At 66.8% G+C, this 17449-nt stretch carries 6 protein-coding genes; 5 read left to right on the forward strand and 1 reads right to left on the reverse strand.

Annotated features, from left to right (window positions below):
- Positions 1-178: 178 nt before the first annotated feature.
- On the forward strand, positions 179-1801 hold the full coding sequence (locus tag ACFSJC_RS07625; RefSeq protein WP_386025367.1) for a GGDEF domain-containing protein: 1623 nt from the start codon (positions 179-181) through the stop codon (positions 1799-1801).
- A gap of 229 nt (positions 1802-2030) precedes the next feature.
- Here the strand turns inward: ACFSJC_RS07625 and polA are convergent, their stop codons facing one another.
- The gene (gene polA / locus ACFSJC_RS07630; protein WP_386025369.1) at positions 2031-4733 is read right to left on the reverse strand and encodes a DNA polymerase I; all 2703 of its coding nucleotides are present in this window, start codon (positions 4731-4733) and stop codon (positions 2031-2033) included.
- 120 nt (positions 4734-4853) lie between these two features.
- On the opposite strand from polA, the gene rapA reads away from it, so the two are divergent.
- From rapA to ACFSJC_RS07650, 4 genes are all read left to right on the forward strand, one after another.
- The gene (rapA, locus tag ACFSJC_RS07635; protein WP_386025371.1) at positions 4854-7634 is read left to right on the forward strand and encodes an RNA polymerase-associated protein RapA; all 2781 of its coding nucleotides are present in this window, start codon (positions 4854-4856) and stop codon (positions 7632-7634) included.
- Positions 7635-7762: 128 nt separating this feature from the next.
- Positions 7763-10231: a putative bifunctional diguanylate cyclase/phosphodiesterase gene (locus ACFSJC_RS07640; RefSeq protein ID WP_386025373.1), complete on the forward strand. Its 2469-nt coding sequence runs from the start codon at positions 7763-7765 to the stop codon at positions 10229-10231.
- 32 nt (positions 10232-10263) lie between these two features.
- Complete coding sequence (locus tag ACFSJC_RS07645; protein ID WP_386025375.1) at positions 10264-12585, forward strand: FecR domain-containing protein; 2322 nt, start codon at positions 10264-10266, stop codon at positions 12583-12585.
- On the forward strand, positions 12578-17440 hold the full coding sequence (locus tag ACFSJC_RS07650) for a PKD domain-containing protein (protein ID WP_386025376.1): 4863 nt from the start codon (positions 12578-12580) through the stop codon (positions 17438-17440). The genes ACFSJC_RS07645 and ACFSJC_RS07650 overlap by 8 nt, the downstream gene beginning before the upstream one ends.
- The last annotated feature ends 9 nt before the right edge of the window (positions 17441-17449 follow it).

The raw sequence follows: 17449 nt of genomic DNA on the forward strand, positions 1-17449 counted from the left end.
ATCGACCCGTATCCGGACTTTCAGTCCGTAGCTTCAACCCACCAGCTTTAGCTGGTGGTTGTTGAGTGTGTGTATGGTTTGATGCGTGTCGACCGCTCGGAGATCGGTGCTGTTGCGGGCGTGCTCGGACGGGGTGTCATGCTTGGATCCAGGGTTTCGATATTCGCGGATGGCGTCCATGTCCTATCGCACTGTCGTTTTCCTCGCGAGCGTGCTCTTGCTCGGCAGCTTCGCGGCGATCGCGCGCTTGGTCGACACCCTGGCCGAGCAGCGTCTGAGCGCGGATCTCGATCGCGAGGCGGTGCGTTTGAAGACGGCCTTCGGGGTGATGCGGGTGGAGCTGGAGCACGGGATGATCTCCATCGCGGATCTGCTCGCGTCGGATACGGAGATCAGGGGGTTGGTGGCGGACGGCGCGGCGGCGGTGCGTGCCGAGGGTGGAGGGCGCGGCGGCGCCGAGGCGGAGCGGATCCGTCGGGCGCTCGCGCACCGGCTCGCGCCTCAGTGGAAGACGATGCGCGAGGAGATCGGTCTGCAGCAGATTCATTTCCATCTGGCTCCGGAGGCCGTTTCCTTTTTGCGCATGAGCGCGCCGGGCGCGTTCGGCGATTCGTTGCGCGATAAACGCCGGCTGATTGTCGACGTGCAGCGCGATGGGCGTCGGCGCGCCGGTTTCGAGATCGGTCCTTCCTTTGCTGGGATTCGGAGCGTGGTTCCGGTCGTGGCGCCCGAGTCGGATCCGGGGCGGGCGTCGGCCATGATCGGCACCCTGGAGGTCGGGGCCAGCTTTCCTGAGCACCTCCGACGTCTGAGCGTTCAAGTCGGTGTCGGTTACGGTGTGCTGCTCAAGCACGAGGCCATTTCCGGGCTCCTGTCCGTCAACCGCCAATCGGCGCGGATTCCTGCCGAGGACGATGGCGACTATCTGCTGGCCGCCTCCCGCGACGAACTGAAAACCTGGCTGAGCCGATCCCTGCTGCCGGCCTATAACGATGCCGACCAGAATACCCGGCTCGACTGGAATGGCAGGATCTATCAGGTCGTGCGTTTTCCGCTGCATCGTTATCAGCGATGCACCGATCCGCCATCGCCACCGGTGGGTTCCATCGTCATCTGGAGCGACATCAGCGATCAGGTCGAGGCGCTGGCGCACTCGCTTGCTCGGGTGAACCGTTTCGCCCTCATCGGCTATCTGGGCGTGCAGCTTCTGCTTCTGGGGCTGGTGCGGTTCTCGCGTCGGGAATGGCAGCGCCAGCTCGACGCGCAGACCGCCGAGCTGAGATGCAAGGAGGCCCGTTTGATGGAGCTGGCGACCACGGATCCTCTGACCGGCTTGCTCAATCGCCGGCGATTCTTCGAGCGGCTGACGGATCAGCTGGCGCGACTGGACCGTCTGGGCGAGCGCTGTTCGCTCCTGATGATCGATTTGGATCACTTCAAGCGGGTCAACGACAGCTACGGTCATGCGGCCGGCGATGCGGTGCTCCAGCGTTTTGCCGATCACTGCCGGCAGTTGCTGCGCCAGACCGATTCGGTCGGGCGGATCGGCGGCGAGGAGTTCGCCGTCCTCTTGCCTGGCGAGGATCTGGGACACGCCAGGAGCGTGGCCGAACGTCTGCGCGCGCTGGTGGCGGACGATGCCGTCGAGACGGAGCGCGGGGCGGTGCGCGTGACCATCAGTCTTGGCGTCACCGAACTCGCCTCGACGGATGGTCCTGACACGGCGCTCGGGCGCGCGGACGAGGCGCTCTACGCAGCGAAAGAGGGCGGTCGCAATCGCGTCATCCTGTCGGAACCGTAGCCCTGACGAGGCGCTGGCGCGATCCAGATCCATGACGTTGAGACGGGCGATCTGGTTGGATTGAGGCGGCACAAAAAGAAACCCCCGAAGTCCGGGGGTAGGGGCTTCGGGGGAACATTGCCCGGCTTGGGGATGCCGGGTTCCGGGATCTCCATCCAGGGGGGGAATGGAAGATCCCAGCTCGCTCGTCCTATATGATTCAAGAGTATAGTGGAAGTTCCCGACTACGTTAGTGTGCTTCTTCCCAATTATCCCCGATACCGATATCCACGATCAGCGGGACGGCGAGTTGGGCGGCCGATTCCATGGCGGCGCGGATGGGCTGGCGGCTGTCCTCGATGGCGTCCTCGGCGATTTCGAGCACCAGTTCGTCGTGCACCTGCATGATGATGCGCGCTGGCGGGCGCTCGCGCTGGATCCAGTCGTCCACGGCGATCATGGCGCGCTTGATGATGTCGGCGGCAGTGCCCTGCATGGGGGCGTTGATGGCGGTGCGTTCGGCGGCGGCGCGCCGGCCCTGGTTGCTGTGGTTTATCTCGGGGAGATAGAGCCGGCGGCCGAACAGGGTCTCGACGTATTTGTCCTCGTGCGCCTTGGCGCGGGTGCGTTCCATGAAGTCCTTTACGCCCGGATAGCGTTGGAAGTAGCGGTCCACATAGTCCTGCGCGGCGCCGCGCGCGATTCCCAGCTGCTTGGCGAGTCCGAAGGCCGACATGCCGTAGATGAGCCCGAAGTTGACCGCCTTGGCCGAGCGGCGCTGTTCGCCGGTGACCTGCTCGGGATCGAGGTCGAGTATCTCGGCGGCGGTGGCGCGGTGGATGTCCTGTCCGCTGGAGAAGGCGGCCAGCAGGCGTTCGTCGCCCGAGAGGTGGGCCATGATGCGCAGCTCGATCTGCGAATAGTCGGCGGCGAGCAGCCGGTGCCCCGGTTCGGCGATGAAGGCGCGGCGGATGCGTCGACCTTCATCGGTGCGGATGGGGATGTTCTGCAGGTTGGGATCGCTGGAGGAGAGCCGGCCGGTGGCGGCGACCGCCTGATGGTAGGAGGTGTGCACCCGTCCGGTCTCGGGATTGACCATCTGGGGCAGCTTGTCGGTGTAGGTCGACTTGAGTTTGGACAGCCCTCGGTGCTGGAGGATGAGGCGGGGCAGGGCGTGCCCCTGGTCGGCGAGCTGCTCAAGCACGTCCTCCGAGGTGGACGGCGCGCCCTTGGGCGTCTTGGCGATGGGCTTGATGCCCTGTTCGTCGAACAGGATGGCGCCGATCTGTTTGGGCGAGCCCATGTTGAAGGGACGCCCGGCGGTCTCGTGGGCTTCGACCTCCAGTTCAGCGATGCGCTGGCTCAGCTCCTGGCTCTGTTGGGCGAGCAGGTCGCGGTCGATCCGCACACCGGTGCGCTCGATGCGCGAGAGGATGTCGACCAGCGGCATTTCGGTGGTGCGATACAGCTCGGCCAGCGAGGGCTTTGCCTCCAGCTGGGGCCAGAGGGCTTGATGCAGTCGCAGCGTGACGTCGGCGTCCTCGGCGGCATAGTGTCCGGCCGGTTCGAGCGGGATCTGGTCGAAGGTGATCTGTTTGGCGCCTTTGCCGGCGATGTCCTCGAAATGGACGGTGTTTCGATTCAGGTATTTTTTGGCCAGGGTGTCCATGTCGTGGCGACCGATGCTGTCGAGCACGTAGCTCTCCAGCATGGTGTCGTGGGCGACGCCGCGCATCCGGATGTCGTAGCGCGCCAGGACGCTCATATCGTATTTGAGGTTCTGCCCGACCTTGAGCCGGCTGGGGTCTTCGAGTAGGGGCTTGAGGCGGGCTAGGACGGCATCGCGATCGAGTTGATCCGGGACGCCGAGATAGCGGTGGGCGAGCGGGACGTAGGCCGCCTGTCCCGGCTCGACCGCGAAGGAGACCCCGACCAGTTCGGCGACCATGTAGTCGAGCGCGGTGGTCTCGGTGTCGAAGGCGAAGAGTTCGGCCCCCTCCAGCCGGCTCATCCAGGTGTCGAAGGACGCCTGGGTCAGGACCAGATCGTAGTCGGCGTCCTGCTGCGTGGGCGTGTCGGATGCCTCCGGCGTTTCGGGCGCGTCGTCCAGGCTGGCGAGCAGACGGCGCGATTCGATGCGCTCGTACCAGGTGCGCAAGGTTTCGCGATCGGGCGGGGTCGGTGCGAGATCGGCCGGCCCCAGGTCGAGCTGGACGTCGCGCTTGATGGTGGTGAGCTGGCGCGCGAGCTGGAGCTGATCCAGCGCCGCGCGCAGGTTCTCGCCGACCTTGCCCTTGATCCGCTCGGCGTTGGCGATGACGCCGTCCAGGTCGCCGTACTCTCCGATCCATTTGGCGGCGGTTTTGGGTCCGCACTTGGGCACGCCTGGCACGTTGTCGGCGGTGTCGCCCATGAGGCTCAGATAGTCGACGATGCGCTCGGGCGGGACGCCGAACTTTTCGCGCACCCCTTCGGGGTCGAGCCGGGTGTCGGTCATGGTGTTGACCAGGGTGATCCGCTCGCCGACCAGCTGGGCCATGTCCTTGTCGCCGGTCGAGATGAGGGTCGGGATGTCCTGTGCGGCCGCCTGGGTGGCCAGGGTGCCGATGACGTCGTCGGCCTCGACCTCGGGGATCACCAGCAGCGGCAGCCCCATGGCGCGGATGATGTCCTGCAGCGGCTGGATCTGTTCGCGCAGATCCTCCGGCATCGGCGGGCGGTGGGCCTTGTAGTCCGGATAGAGGTCGTTGCGGAAGCTCTTGCCGGCGGCGTCGAACACCACTCCGATGTAGTCCGGACGATGTTCGTCGATCAGCTTGCGCAGCATGTTGAGCACGCCGATCAGGGCGCCTGTGGCCTCGCCCTTGGAATTGGTGAGCTTGGGCAGCGCGTGGTAGGCCCGGAACAGATACCCGGAGGCATCGACCAGGATCAGGGGGTACTGGGTCGCCATGGTGGATCTCGTCGTCAGCGATTCGAATGCGATCGCAGAACGGTAGCACAGCCGTTGGGTCTCATTGGCCGCCGGTGTAGGATAGGCCGCTTTTCTGAACGGCTCGAATCTGTGAGTAGCATGCTTGACTTCGTTCCTGGCCAACGCTGGCTGAGTGAGACCCAGGGCGAACTGGGCCTTGGTATCGTCATTTCCACCGATGGGCGCTGTGTGCGCATCGCCTTTCCCGCCACCGGCGAGACCCGTCTTTATGCGATGCGCGAGGCGCCGCTGGCGCGGGTGGAGCTGGGGGCGGGCGAGCGGATCCGCGATCATAAGGGACATGAGCTGCGGGTGACCGGAACCCGTGTCGACGGGGGGCTCATCACCTATCTCTGCGAGGACCAGAGCGGACGATACCGCGAGCTTCCCGAGGCCCAGCTCGACGATCGCATGCGCGTCAACCGTCCGCAGCAGCGTCTGCTGGCCGGTCGCATCGATAGCGATACCTGGTTCACACTGCGGCTGCGCACCTGGATGCAACGCATGGCCGAGTCTGGTTCGCCGACCCAGGGTCTGCTCGGGCCGCGCGTCGCCCTCATCCCGCATCAGCTTCAAATCGCTGCCGAGGTGGCCGGGCGCGACGCGCCCCGGGTGCTGCTGGCCGATGAGGTGGGGCTCGGCAAGACCATCGAGGCGGGCCTGATCCTGCACCGCATGCTGTTGACCGGCGCGGCGCGCCGGGTGCTGATCGTAACCCCGGAGCCGTTGCTGCATCAGTGGCTGGTCGAGATGCGCCGGCGTTTCAATCTGCGCTTCGCCCTGTTCGACCAGGAGCGGGTCGAGTCGATGCCGAACGCCAATCCCTTCCTCGATGACCAGCAGGTGCTCTGCAGTCTGGATCTGATCGCCTCGCACGGGCGGGCTCGCGAGACGGTGGTCGAGGGCGACTGGGATCTGCTGGTGGTGGACGAGGCGCATCATCTGACCTGGTCGGAGTCCGAATCGAGTCCCGGCTATCAGGTCGTCGCCGATCTGGCCGAGCGCACGCCCGGCGTGCTGCTGCTGACCGCGACGCCGGAGCAGTTGGGGCGCGCCGGACACTTCGGGCGTCTGCGTCTGCTCGACCCGGCGCGCTTTCACGACTATGCCGCCTTCGTCGCCGAGGAGGAGGGCTATGCCCCGGTGGCCGATCTGGCGGCGCGTCTGCTCGACGGTGAGCCGCTGTCGGAGGCGGATCGGGCGCTGCTCGGTTCGCTGATCGAGGATGCGGAACGGCTCGGTACCGAGGAGATCATCGCCCGACTGCTCGATCGTCACGGTACCGGACGGGTGCTGTTCCGCAACACCCGCGCCGCCATTCCCGGCTTCCCGGGGCGCGAGCTGCATGCCTATCCCTTGCCGCTGCCTGCCTGCTACAGCGCGCTCGACGGCGATGCTCGGGTGCGACTGACCCCGGAGCGTCTGGCCGACAAGTCCTGGCTGGACGAGGATCCGCGCATCGACTGGTTGATCGAGACATTGCGCGAGTTGCGTCCGGCCAAGGTGCTGCTGATCTGTGCCCATGCCCGCACCGTGCTGGAATTGCGCGAGGCGTTGTTGCGGCGCGCGGGGCTGTTCGCCGCCATCTTCCACGAGGACATGGAGATCGTGGAGCGCGACCGTGCGGCGGCCTATTTCGCCGCCGCCGAGGATGGCTCCCAGTTGCTGCTCTGCTCCGAGATCGGCAGCGAGGGACGCAACTTCCAGTTCGCCCATCATCTGATCCTCTTCGATCTGCCGCTGGTCCCCGACCTGCTGGAACAGCGCATCGGTCGGCTCGACCGCATCGGTCAGACCGAGACCATCCGTATCCACGTGCCCTATCTCACCGGCACTCCGGGCGAGGTGCTGCTCCGCTGGTACGCCGAGGGTCTGGGCGCGTTCGACGCCATCTGCCCGGCGGCGACGGCGGTCTATGAACAGGTGCGCGACGATCTGATGGAGGCCCTGGAGGATCCGGCCCGGGTGGAGCCGCTCATCGCCGATACGCGCGACCTCAGCATGCGCATCAACGCCGACCTCGCGGCCGGACGCGACCGCTTGTTGGAGCTTCATTCGCACCGCCCCGAACTCTCGGCCCCGCTGGTGGACCGCATCGAGGAGCTCGACGTCAGCCGCGAGTCCGCCGACTACATGATGCGTTTCTGGGATAGCTTCGGCGTCGAGTACGAGTCAGGCTCCGGCGGTTCGTTGGTGCTGCGTCCGGGTCCGCAGATGCTGCACGAAACCTTTCCCAGACTGCCCGAGGATGGGCTCACCGCGACCTTCGACCGTGCCGGCGCATTGGCCCACGAGGACCGCGAGTTCCTGACCTGGGAGCATCCCATGGTGCGCGAGGCGATGGAGTTGCTGACCGCCTCCGATCTGGGGACCTCGTCCGTGACCCTCTTGCGCAGCAGTCGGTTCAAGCGGGCGACCCTGCTGCTGGAGATGCTCTATGTCGCCGAGTGTCCGGCGCCGCCCGAGCTGCTGGTGGGGCGTTTTCTGCCGCCAACCCTGCTGCGTCTGCTGCTCGACGTCGAGGGGCGCGATCTGGCCGGCGAGATCGATCATGCCGATCTGCGCGGCGACTGTCTGACCCGCAACTACAAGCTGGCGCGCTCGGTGATCAAATCGCAGGTCCCGCGTCTCGCGGCTATGCTGGAGCGCGGAGAGTCGCTGGCGAAGGCCGAGGTCGCCCGTCTGGAGTCCGAGGCCATGGTACGCATGCGCGCCCTGCTCGGCGAGGAAATGGATCGACTGACGGCGCTCGCCGAGGTCAATCCCAACGTGCGTTCGGATGAGATCGAACGGTTGCGCGCCCGGCGCGAGCGACTGGAGGGGTATCTCACCAAAACCCATCTACGCCTCGATGCGGTGCGTGTGATCGTGACGACCTGAGTTCCAAGGGTTCGAGCGGTCGCTCGGGTTACCCCCCATGCTACCTTCCGCGATAGGTAGCCGATAACGATATAGATCAGTGGTGCCAGGATGGGATGAACGGCGAGCTGCGAACAGGATCCGCGTCCGTGCCCCGGCCCTTCGGTATGGGGTGGGGACGGGCGTTTTGGCTTCGGCATCGGCTGGGTCTGAGCGCCCGGATCGTCCTCTTTGCCATCGCGTTGGCGATCGCTCCACTGCTGTGGTTCGGGCTCTCGACGCTGACGGAGACCGAGGCCGAGCTGAAGAGCGCGGTCAACGAGCGGGTGCTGGCGACCGCTGGCGCTCTCATGGATCGGATCCGGCTCGCCGTGGAGCCGACTCGGACCGCGCTCGTCCTGCTGCGCGATGCGGTGGACGATCCGCGCGTTCCGCCCGACGGCAAGATCGCCATGCTGGAGGGAAGTCTGCGGGGCTTGCCGAACGTGCGCGCCCTGCGGGTTTCGGTCGCCGGACAGTCGCCGATCTTCTTGCTCGAACGCTCCTTCAAGGCCGGTCTCGATAACATCCAGCCAGATCTGGAGACGTTGCTCGCGGCCGCCGAGGCCCCCGCCTCTGGACCGGATCCCTTGCAGGTTCGGGCCTCCGCGCCCCTGCGTATCGCGGCGCTCGATCGTTGGCTGCTGCCCTTGCAGGTCGAGTTTCGCGAGCCCTTGGACGCGCGACGGGCGAACCTCCTGGCCTATCTGGAGGTGACCGACCTGATGCGCCAGTTGCGACACGAGAGCTTCGATCCTCCCGGCGGCGTTTGGATTTTGGACGAGACGGGTGCGCCGGTCTTTCCGTCGCGGTCTGGTCCAGGCCCGCCGCCCCACGTCGGGGACCTGTCGGATCTCCATTCCAGCGGACCTGGCACCCTGCTCGCGACGCCTTTCGCGGGTGCGGATGGGGCGCCCATGCTGGGCGCCTTCGCGGTTCTCGATTTTCCGCCTTGGCTGCTGTTGGTCGGTGCGCCCGAACGCCAGGCCTATGGGTTGGCTCAGCGGGTGCGCGAGCATCTGCTGTGGTGGTTGGTGTTGTCCGCCTGCGTTGGGCTGGGCGGCGCGCTGATCCTGGTGCGTCATGTCGGGCGTCCGATCCGCGAGATGGCGGTCGTCGCGGAGCGTGTCGGCGGCGGAGATCTCGGGGCACGGGTGGGCCATGCGCCGCGCAATGACGAAATCGGTCTGTTGGGCGAGTCTCTCGATCGGATGATCGTGGAGCTGGCGCAGGGTCATCGGCGGCTCGATGCGCTTGCCCACCAGGATCCGCTCACCGGACTGCCGAATCGGCGCTCGGTGCTGCGGTATCTTCAACAGGTGCTCCCCGAACTCGACGGGGAGACCGACTCGGTTGCGATCTTCTTCCTCGATCTCGATCGTTTCAAACGGGTGAATGACAGCCTCGGGCATGGGGTCGGCGACGAGCTGTTGCGGCTCGCGGCGAGGCGTCTGAGCGAGAACCTGGGCGACGATGAGTGGGCGGCCCGGTTGGCCGGCGATGAGTTCCTGGTGATCCGGCGCGGTGTCGCCGATCGGGAGGCGATCTCCCAGATCGCGATGCGTCTGGTCGGGGCCTTCGGTGCGCCCTTCCATCTGGCCGATGTCGAGCTGCATCTGGGAAGCAGCATCGGCATTGCCATTGCGCCTCGTGATGGCGTTGAGGTCGCCGAACTGATCACCAATGCGGACATGGCGATGTATCGCGCCAAGGAACTGGGGCGGGGGCAACACCATTTCTTCGATGCCGCGCTCAAAACGCGCGCGGTGCGCAAGCTCGGGCTTGACGTGCAACTGCGTCGCGCCTTTGAGCGGGGCGAGCTGGAGGTCTACTATCAACCGCAGGTCGATATCGACAGCCGTCGGATCCTGGCCGCCGAGGCGTTGCTGCGTTGGCCCGACGGCGAGGGCCGCTTCGTCGCCTCGCCCGGCGAGTTCATCCCGCTGGCCGAGGAGACCGGCCTGATCCTTCCGCTCGGCGATTGGGTGATGGAGACCGTGTGCGCCCAGGTCGGCGCCTGGCTGGCGCAAGGGGCGTCTCCGGTCACGGTGTCGGTGAATGTCTCGTCGCTCCAGTTCAGGCGTAGCGATTTTGTCGATCGCGTAGGCGCGGCGCTCGACCGCAGCGGCCTGAATGCCTGCCACATGGGGTTGGAGCTGACCGAATCGGTCCTGCTGGATGACGTGGACCTGGCGATCGGTCGCATGGAGCAGCTCAAGGAAATGGGGGTTCAGCTGATGATCGACGATTTCGGAACCGGTTATTCGTCGCTCGCCTATCTGCGGCGTTTTCCGCTCGATTATCTCAAAGTCGCGCAGGAGTTCGTCGCGGGTCTCGAGACGAATCGGCACGACGCCATGATCGTCGGCGCCGTCATTGCGCTCTCCAAGAGCCTGGGGCTCAAGATCATCGCGGAGGGTGTCGAGACGGCGGGGCAGCTCGCCTATCTCACCGAACGGCGCTGCGATCTGATCCAGGGGTTCTATTTTGCCCGTCCGCTTCGGGCGGGGGATTTCGTGTCGCTCCTAGAGCGCGGTCCGATTCAGACGCCGGCTCTTCCCGTGCGTTTGGGCGTCTGAGTCGAGGCGTTGGACGCCTGGGGAGATTCAGGATGACATCTCGCGTCTCGTTTCGTGTCTGCATGCTGCTCTTGGGCGCGCTCTGGGGGCCGATCGTTCTGGCCGACGAGACCCTCTCTGTGACAGTGGGTCCGGATCAGGTGCTGCGCGATCTGGCGGCCGACTATCTGGGCGATCCGAATGCCTGGCCCGAGATCCTGCGCGCCAATCGGCTCGACGCGCCCCATCAGGTTCAGCCAGGCATGTCGCTGAACCTGCCGGTGAGGGCGATGCGCGATCTGGGCCGGGCCCTGATCCATCTGCGGGGACTCATCTATCGCGCTACCGCCGCCGGGGCGGAGGTGTTCGCAACCCAGTCCATCGCCAGCGCCCTTTCGGATCAGGCCTCCGCAATGGAGGCGCAGCGTCTGGGCGACCTGGCCGAGGCGCTCCGCTTGGCGCGTTCCGGGATCGTCGAGGCCAGTCGCGCGCTCGATCGCAGTCTGAGCCAGCGCGACGTGGCCGCCGAGGCCGTTCTGGACGCTGCGGGCGGTGTGGTGCAGCGGCGTTTGCCGAGCGAGTACGACTGGACCCCCATTCCGATCCGCACGCTCCTGGCCGAGCACGCGCGTCTGCGCACGCTCGAGCGTTCTTTCGCCCTGGTGCGTTTCCGCGATGCCAGCTCGTTGCGCATGAGCGAGCACGCCCAGCTGGAGATTCGCCGTCTGCGCCGCGACCGGCTCACCCGCTCCGAGACCGTGGACGTGGTGCTCTATGGCGGCGATCTGCGGGCCATCATCGCCCCGGGAGGCCGGCAGACGCTCCGGGTCGAGCTGCCTGGCATCGAGACCTCCGGGGATTCGACCCACTATTGGCTGCGGAAGAGTCCTGACGATACGCGCCTGGCGAACTATGCGGGCGAGTTCTGGGTGTCCGCCGGAGGCGGGAGCGTGGTGGTCGGGCAGAATCAGGGCACGCTGGTCGAGGCCGGTCGGCCGCCGGTGCCGCCGATCGATCTGCTTCCGCCCCCAGGGCCGATCTCGCCCGAGCAGGGTGCGGTTCGCTATGGCAAGGGCGTCGCGCTCGTCTGGAGCCCGGTGCCGGGTGCGCGCACCTATTGGGTCGAGATCGCCCGCGACCCGCAGTTCAGCCGTTTGGTCTTCACCGATACGGATGTGCGTGGGACCGAACGACGCGTTCCGATCGAGGGCGAGGGGCTCTACTACTGGCGGCTGTCTTCCGTCGATTCCTCCGGACTGCCCGGACCCGCGAGTGTGGGGCGGGTCTTCCAGATCGCTTCGGACAGTACGCCGCCTTTTCTGATGGTCGAGACCCCGATCGCCGCTCAGCGGGTGGCGGATGCAGCGATCGCGGTGCGCGGTCGAACCGAGCCGGACGCACGTCTTTGGCTCGATGGCGAGTCGATCGCGGTGGAGGCGGATGGGCGCTTCAGCCTGGAGCGTCCGCTGAGCGAAGGTCCTAACCGCCTGGTGTTCGAGGCGCGGGATGCGGCTGGCAATCTCGGTCGCCTCGAACGAGTCCTCTATCGCACGCCGGGATCGCCGATGCCGCTGCGGATGGCGGAAGGCGTGCCGCGTGACGATCGGGACCGGCTCCTGGTGGCGAGCCGGCGGTTCGCACTGTCCGGCGTGACGCTCCCCGGCGCCAGCGTTCGGATCGATTCAGAGGATGATCCGACTGTTTCGGTGACGGCTCCGGCCGATGCCGATGGGCATTTCGATCTGATCCTGCCGGCTCGTACCGAGGGGACGCGCTTTCATGCAGTCGCGAGCGGTCCGCTCGGCGAGCGCGCCGAGTCGGATCTGGAGGTGGTGCTGGACGGCACGCCGCCTCGGATCCTGCTCGACCAGGTCGTGCCTCGGCGCACCTCCGATCCGCATCTGTCGCTGAGCGGCCGGGTCGAGGACGGCGAATCGCTCGAATTCGACGGGCAATCGGTCGCACTGTCCGAGGAGGGCACGTTCGCGTTCGGTATCCCGCTTCGATCCGGCGAGAACCGAATTCGGCTGGTCGCGCGCGATCGGGCGGGCAATCGGGCGACTCTGGAGCGGTCCCTCCTGCTCGACCGCGAACCGCCTCGGCTGACCGCGTATCGGTTGAGCGAGGAGATCGGGCCACCGCGTCGACTGCGGGTCGAGATCGCGGCAGAGGATGCGAGCGGTCTGACCGCCGGCGTTCCCTATCGCCTTCAGATTGGAGAGACCCTGCACCAGGGGGTCGCTCGGCGCGGATCCGAGCGCGATGACTATGAGGATTGGGTGGCGCTCCCGGCCGATCTCACGGCCAAACCGCGTCTGCGCTCGGTCCAGTTGCGGGACTATCTCGGGAACCGACGGGAGGTGGTCATTGAATAACTCGCTGCTGCGTGGATTGCTGTTCTGTGTCGTCCTGCTGGGAGTCGGTGTCGCCGTGGCGGAGGATCGGGTTCGGCTCGTCACCTTCGGTCCGGAGGCCCATCCAGGGAAGGGCGACGACGACTTCACCGAGGTCGTCTATATCCAGGTGCCCGACTCGGCCCCCAGTCCGCTCTTCCTGCGGATCTGGGACCCGGATCTGGGCGGGGCCGAGGACGAGCCCAACGGTCTCTGGAACGGGCGTACCCGCTTCAGCCTGTTCGGCGGTGAGGGCGCCTCCAGTCAGGCCGGACCCACGGCCGATCCTGCTGCCTGGCGGTCGGCCGGTCATCTCTTGGGCAAGGCCGAATTCGGCGAGGATGCGTCAATCGACGGGCGCTGGCAGACCCTGGTCCGGTTCTCGCCCGATCAGGGCGAGAGGGTCGGTGAGGCGCGCGTCTTTCGGCTGGTGGTCGAGGGGGTCGCCGGCGACGACGGCAATCTCTACGATCTGGCGGTCAGCACGGATGCCGACTCCAATCGTCCGGTCGAGGGGCTGCGGCTGATCGATTATCGTCCGACCTTTTCGGTTCCGCCCGGCCCCGATCGATTGGCCGAGGCCGTCTTCGCGGTTCCTCCCGATGCCAGCGCGCTACGGATCCGTCAGTTCGATCTGGATCGCGCCCGGATCCAGCTGGAACTGCCCTTCATGGCGCCCGTCCCGCTACGGGCCTCGGGCGAGGCCCGATGGGAAGAGGCGCGGATCGCGCTCGATCCCGGCCTGGGTGCCGAGCGCGCTGCCATCCAGGTGCGCGGCGGACGCACGCTGCTGAACGATTTGGTGCTCGAAGCGGCCGATCAGTCTGCTGCCCCGCTTGCGTTCGAGCTGCCGATTCGTCTGCGTCCGCCGAGCATTCCACCCGAGCCGCAGGCGGACATCGCCATTCTGGACGACTGTCTGGGCGTCTCCTTCGATGCCGGACGTTCGGATGGCCGTGACGACGCCCTGATTGGTTTCATCTGGGATTTCGGTGATGGTCGGCAGGGTCGGGGCGAGCGTCTGGAGCACCGATATGCCGAGCCCGGTCTCTATCCGGTGACCCTCACCGTCATCGACGATTCGGGCCGGGTCATGGACCGGGCACGTCTCACCATGCCGCTGAAGGTGAATCGGCCGCCGCTCGCGGTGCCCGGTCCCGAGCGGACCGTGGCGCCGGGCGATGCCGTGTCTTTCGATGCCGCCGCATCCGTCGATACCGACGGGCGTATCACCGACTATCGCTGGGATTTCGGTGATGGCGCTCAGGGCAGCGGCGTTCGCGTCTCGCACGCCTATGAGCAGCCCGGACGCTATCCGGTGCGGCTCCTCGTCCAGGACGATGGTCCGGGGCCCTGCACCGACACCCGTGCCGAGACCCTGGTCTGGGTCAACGCCCAACCCGTTGCGTGCGCGGGTGACGATCGTCGCGCCACGGCCGGCGAGGTCCTGGTCCTGGATGCCGGCGCCAGCGGGGATCCAGACGGTGAGCTGAGGGGTTTCCATTGGGACCTGGGTGACGGCCAGACAGCGGACGGCGCGCGGGTCGAGCATGCCTATGCCGCGCCCGGACGCTATCGGGTCCTGCTTTCGGTCGAGGACGATGCCGGGGTCGGCAACAGCCGGGCGGAAGACGCACTGCTGGTCTGGATCAACGATCCGCCGCTTGCCGCCGCATCGGGTCCGGATCGCGGTGCGGTGGGCCAGACCCTGGTCTTCGACGCCTCTGCGTCCAGCGATCCGGACGGTGCGCTGGTCGAGTATCGCTGGGATTTTGGCGATGGCGGGGCGGCGAGCGGTGTGAACGTCGAGCACGCCTATGGTGCGCCGGGCCGCTATTCGGTGAGGCTCGATATCCGCGACGATTCGGGCACCGGCTCGGCGACGGCCAGCACGGCTTTCGAGGTCGTCGTCAATGCCCCGCCGGTCGCGGATGCCGGCGAGGATGTCTGGGTGACGGCCTGCGAGGTCCGCTTCGATGCGAGCGGATCCAGCGATTCTGACGGCCATATCGTCGCGTATGAGTGGGACTTCGGCGATGGCACCCAGGGCGTCGGACCGACCCCGGCCCATGTCTATGCGGTTGCGGGGACCTACGCGGTGCGGCTGACCGTGACCGATGATTCGGGAACGCCCTCGGCGAGCAGCCAGGACGGCATGCAGGTGCGGATCAACGCCGCTCCGGTTGCGGATGCCGGTCCGGACCGCCTGGTAGCTCCGGGCGAGACCCTGGATTTCGATGGGGCTGGGTCGTTCGATCCGGACGGGCGCATCCAAGACTATGCCTGGGATTTCGGCGATGGGACCTCGGCGACCGGTGTCGCCCCCAGTCACGCCTATGCCGAGCCGGGTCTCTACCAGGTGCGGTTGCGGGTCGCGGACGATTCGGGACATGCGGAGGCGATCGCCTTCGCCGAGGCGTCGGTTCGGGTGAATGCCGCTCCGGTGGCCCTGGCTGGCCCGGATCTGCTGGTGGCGCCCGGCCAGGAGATCCTCTTGGATGGCTCGGACTCCTATGATCCGGACGGACGCATCGCCTCCTATCGCTGGACCTTTGACGATGGCCGGTCGGCGGTCGAGACGGACAGGATCGCGCTGAGCTTCGCCGAGTCTGGAAGCTACTCAGCGAGGCTCGCGGTCACGGACGACAGCGGTGCGTCCAACGGACATGCCGAGGATCGGCTCTACATTCGGGTCAACCATCGCCCGATCGCCTCTGCAGGCGAGCCGGTCCAGACCTGCGAGACCCTGGTCGCCTTCGACGGCAGCGGTTCCAGCGATGCCGATGGCGATGCACTGAGCTATCGCTGGTCCTTCGGCGATGACGGGGAGGATGCGCAGGGGCCACGGGTCGCGCATCGGTTCGCCGAGGGTGGGCGCTATCCAGTCGTTCTGACGGTGGACGACGGCACCGGGCTCGACAACGCGAGCCATGCCGCATCCACCCAGGTCTGGATCCATCGTCGTCCGCAGGCCGTCGTCGATGCGCCCGAGGTGGTCTGCGCGGGCGATCTGGTCCTGTTCAACGGGCTGCAATCCAGGGACCCGGACGAGGGGCGCCTGCTCTATGCGTGGGACTTCGGCGACGGTAGCGACTCGCATTCGGCGACCCCGGCCAAGTCGTTCGCGCGTGGCGGACTCTATCCGGTCACCTTGCGGGTCGAGGACGATTCGGGGCTTGAGTGCGATTCCTCCAGCGACCGGCGCATGGTGCGTGTCGTCGATGCGCCGGTGGCCGAGGCCGGTAAGGATCTCGAAGTCTGCGCCAATACGCCCGTGACCTTCGATGGGACGGCATCGCGCGATTTCGATGGGGTCGTCAACAGCTATCGCTGGGACTTCGGCGACGGCACGCAGGGTGGGGGACCGAATCCGACCCATCTCTTCGGTCAGGCCGGCGATTATGCGGTGACCCTGACCATCACCGGCGACCAGGTCGGCAGCTGCGACAACAGCAACAGCGACCGGCTGAGCGTCACCGTCCTCGACACCCCCGAGGTTGAATTGACCGCCCCCGCCCAGGTCGCGCTCGGTGAGTCGGTGGTCTTGAGTGCGCATCCGCTCGGCGATACCGCCGATGCGGTGCGTTCGGATCTGGTCTACAGCTGGGATCTGGGCGACGGCACCCAGGCCGAGGGGGCGAGAGTCGAGCATGAGTATCGCGAGCCGGGACGCTACCTGTTGAGCATGACGGCCGACGACGGACGCGGCGGCGACTGTAGCCGCCTGACGCTCAAACATGCGCTCCAGGTCAATGCACCGCCCGTTGCGGAGGCCGGCGACGACCGTGTGGCCGCCCCGGGTGAGATTCTGCTCTTCGACGCCTCGGCGAGCCGCGATCCGGATGGTGCCATCCGTCGCTATGTGTGGGATTTCGGCGACGGTGCGGGCGCCGAGGGCATCCAGGCGACGCATGTCTATCGCCAGCCGGGCGACTATGCGGTCAAGCTGACCGTCACCGACGATACGGATCTGCCGAACGCGAGTCGCAGCGATACCCTTGTCGTGCGCTGCAACGCGGCGCCGTTGCCGGCATTCGAGGTCCGCCCTGAGGTCGCCTGTCCGGCCCGCGAACTGGTGCTGGATGCCGGCGGGTCGAGCGATCCGGATGGTGCGCTGACCGCCTGGCGTTGGGATCTGGGCGACGGGGCGGGCGCCGAGGGTGCCGAGATACGTCACGCCTATGCCGAGCCAGGGCGTTATTGGGTCGTCTTGCAGGTGGCCGACGATTCCGGGGCGGGGAATGCGCTCGCGACGCTCGGTCGTGAGGTGCGGGTGAATCAGGCTCCCGTCGCGCGTCTGGATCGGCTGCTCAGGGGGTGTCCCGGCGAGCCGATCCGCTTTTCCGGTTTGGGTTCATCCGATGCGGACGGTCGGATTGCCGCCTATCGCTGGTCGTTCGGCGATGGTGTCGAGGCCGAGGGCGCCGAGGTCGAGCACGCCTACTCGACCCCTGGCCGCTATGCCCTGGTGCTGCGTGTCGAGGACGATTCGGGCAGCGCTTGCGCCGGTGCCGAGCAGCGGGCCGAAGTGCGGGTGAATGCCGCGCCCCAGGCCGACATAGGTGCCGACTCCAGGGTCGCCTATCTGGGCGGTGCACACGATGGCGTGCTGTTCGATGCCTCCGGGTCCAGCGATGCCGATGGCGATCCGCTTCGTTTCCGCTGGGACTTCGGCGACGGCCACCAAGGGCGCGGAAGCAAGGTTCGGCATGCCTTCGCCGCGCCGGGACTCTATCGGGTCATGGTTCAGGTGGAGGACGATTCCGCGAGCGGGTGCGCCACCGCCAGCGCGGAGATCGAGATCGAGGTGAAGGCGCGGCGGTCCGAGGGACCTTAGAAGTGGTCC

The organism is Thiorhodococcus fuscus (genome assembly GCF_042682685.1).
Taxonomy (GTDB): domain Bacteria; phylum Pseudomonadota; class Gammaproteobacteria; order Chromatiales; family Chromatiaceae; genus Imhoffiella; species Imhoffiella fuscus.

Excerpts from the sequence above, each read along its gene's own strand:
- ACFSJC_RS07625 (WP_386025367.1), top strand. The coding sequence starts at position 179 with ATGTCCTATCGCACTGTCGTTTTCCTCGCGAGCGTGCTCTTGCTCGGC.
- polA (WP_386025369.1), bottom strand. The coding sequence starts at position 4,733 with ATGGCGACCCAGTACCCCCTGATCCTGGTCGATGCCTCCGGGTATCTG.
- rapA (WP_386025371.1), top strand. The coding sequence starts at position 4,854 with ATGCTTGACTTCGTTCCTGGCCAACGCTGGCTGAGTGAGACCCAGGGC.
- ACFSJC_RS07645 (WP_386025375.1), top strand. The coding sequence starts at position 10,264 with ATGACATCTCGCGTCTCGTTTCGTGTCTGCATGCTGCTCTTGGGCGCG.